The organism is Streptomyces sp. NPDC107581 (genome assembly GCF_055657175.1).
The window spans coordinates 1-2705 of sequence record NZ_JBVKBH010000053.1 but is presented as its reverse complement, the minus strand read 5'-3'; the positions used below and the strand labels follow the sequence as shown (position 1 = coordinate 2705).

Genomic DNA, 2705 nt, shown 5'->3' with positions numbered 1-2705 from the left:
GCGGCTCGTTTGAGAGACACCCAAGTAGCACGGGGCCCGAGAAATCCCGTGTGAATCTGGCGGGACCACCCGCTAAGCCTAAATATTCCCTGGTGACCGATAGCGGATAGTACCGTGAGGGAATGGTGAAAAGTACCGCGGGAGCGGAGTGAAATAGTACCTGAAACCGTGTGCCTACAAGCCGTGGGAGCGTCGGATACAGCTTGCTGTATCTCGTGACTGCGTGCCTTTTGAAGAATGAGCCTGCGAGTTTGCGGTGTGTTGCGAGGTTAACCCGGGTGGGGAAGCCGTAGCGAAAGCGAGTCCGAATAGGGCGTTTCAGTAGCACGCTCAAGACCCGAAGCGGAGTGATCTAGCCATGGGCAGGTTGAAGCGGAGGTAAGACTTCGTGGAGGACCGAACCCACCAGGGTTGAAAACCTGGGGGATGACCTGTGGTTAGGGGTGAAAGGCCAATCAAACTCCGTGATAGCTGGTTCTCCCCGAAATGCATTTAGGTGCAGCGTCGTGTGTTTCTTGCCGGAGGTAGAGCACTGGATAGGCGATGGGCCCTACCGGGTTACTGACCTTAGCCAAACTCCGAATGCCGGTAAGTGAGAGCGCGGCAGTGAGACTGTGGGGGATAAGCTCCATGGTCGAGAGGGAAACAGCCCAGAGCATCGACTAAGGCCCCTAAGCGTACGCTAAGTGGGAAAGGATGTGGAGTCGCACAGACAACCAGGAGGTTGGCTTAGAAGCAGCCACCCTTGAAAGAGTGCGTAATAGCTCACTGGTCTAGTGATTCCGCGCCGACAATGTAGCGGGGCTCAAGCGTACCGCCGAAGTCGTGTCATTGCAGCATATAGCCCCAACGGGTGCTGTGATGGGTAGGGGAGCGTCGTCTGCCGGGTGAAGCAGCACCGGAAGGTAGTTGTGGACGGTTGACGAGTGAGAATGCAGGCATGAGTAGCGATACAAACGTGAGAAACGTTTGCGCCGATTGACTAAGGGTTCCTGGGTCAAGCTGATCTGCCCAGGGTAAGTCGGGACCTAAGGCGAGGCCGACAGGCGTAGTCGATGGATAACCGGTTGATATTCCGGTACCCGCTGTGAAGCGTCAAACATTGAACCAGGCGATGCTAAGTCCGTGAAGCCGTTCCGGACCCTTCGGGGAAAGGAAAGTGGTGGAGCCGACGAACCAGACTTGCAGTAGGTGAGTGATGGGGTGACGCAGGAAGGTAGTCCAGCCCGGGCGGTGGTTGTCCCGGGGTAAGGGTGTAGGCCGCAAGGTAGGCAAATCCGCCTTGCATACGGCTGAGACCTGATGCCGAGCCGATTGTGGCGAAGTGGATGATCCTATGCTGTCGAGAAAAGCCTCTAGCGAGTTTCATGGCGGCCCGTACCCTAAACCGACTCAGGTGGTCAGGTAGAGAATACCGAGGCGTTCGGGTGAACTATGGTTAAGGAACTCGGCAAAATGCCCCCGTAACTTCGGGAGAAGGGGGGCCACACCTGGTGAGAACACTTGCTGTTCGAGCTGGGGGTGGCCGCAGAGACCAGCGAGAAGCGACTGTTTACTAAAAACACAGGTCCGTGCGAAGCCGTAAGGCGATGTATACGGACTGACGCCTGCCCGGTGCTGGAACGTTAAGGGGACCGGTTAGCTCCATTTCGGTGGGGCGAAGCTGAGAACTTAAGCGCCAGTAAACGGCGGTGGTAACTATAACCATCCTAAGGTAGCGAAATTCCTTGTCGGGTAAGTTCCGACCTGCACGAATGGCGTAACGACTTCTCGACTGTCTCAACCATAGGCCCGGTGAAATTGCACTACGAGTAAAGATGCTCGTTTCGCGCAGCAGGACGGAAAGACCCCGGGACCTTTACTACAGTTTGATATTGGTGTTCGGTTCGGCTTGTGTAGGATAGCTGGGAGACTTTGAAGCAGGCACGCCAGTGTTTGTGGAGTCGTCGTTGAAATACCAGTCTGGTCGTGCTGGATGTCTAACCTGGGTCCGTGATCCGGATCAGGGACAGTGTCTGATGGGTAGTTTAACTGGGGCGGTTGCCTCCTAAAGAGTAACGGAGGCGCCCAAAGGTTCCCTCAGCCTGGTTGGTAATCAGGTGTTGAGTGTAAGTGCACAAGGGAGCTTGACTGTGAGACCGACGGGTCGAGCAGGGACGAAAGTCGGGACTAGTGATCCGGCGGTGGCTTGTGGAAGCGCCGTCGCTCAACGGATAAAAGGTACCCCGGGGATAACAGGCTGATCTTCCCCAAGAGTCCATATCGACGGGATGGTTTGGCACCTCGATGTCGGCTCGTCGCATCCTGGGGCTGGAGTCGGTCCCAAGGGTTGGGCTGTTCGCCCATTAAAGCGGTACGCGAGCTGGGTTTAGAACGTCGTGAGACAGTTCGGTCCCTATCCGCTGTGCGCGTAGGAATATTGAGAAGGGCTGTCCCTAGTACGAGAGGACCGGGACGGACGAACCTCTGGTGTGCCAGTTGTTCTGCCAAGGGCATGGCTGGTTGGCTACGTTCGGGAGGGATAACCGCTGAAAGCATCTAAGCGGGAAGCCTGCTTCGAGATGAGTATTCCCACCTCCTTGAGAGGGTAAGGCTCCCAGTAGACGACTGGGTTGATAGGCCAGATATGGAAGCCTGGTAACGGGTGGAGTTGACTGGTACTAATAGGCCGAGGGCTTGTCCTCAGTTGCTCGCGTCCACTGTGT

Annotated in this window: 1 rRNA gene (running past one end of the window); it reads left to right on the top strand. The window is 56.3% G+C overall.

The features are described from left to right. Positions 1-2684, top strand: a 23S ribosomal RNA gene (locus ACZ7P3_RS42460) (it extends 530 nt beyond the left edge of the window). The last annotated feature ends 21 nt before the right edge of the window (positions 2685-2705 follow it).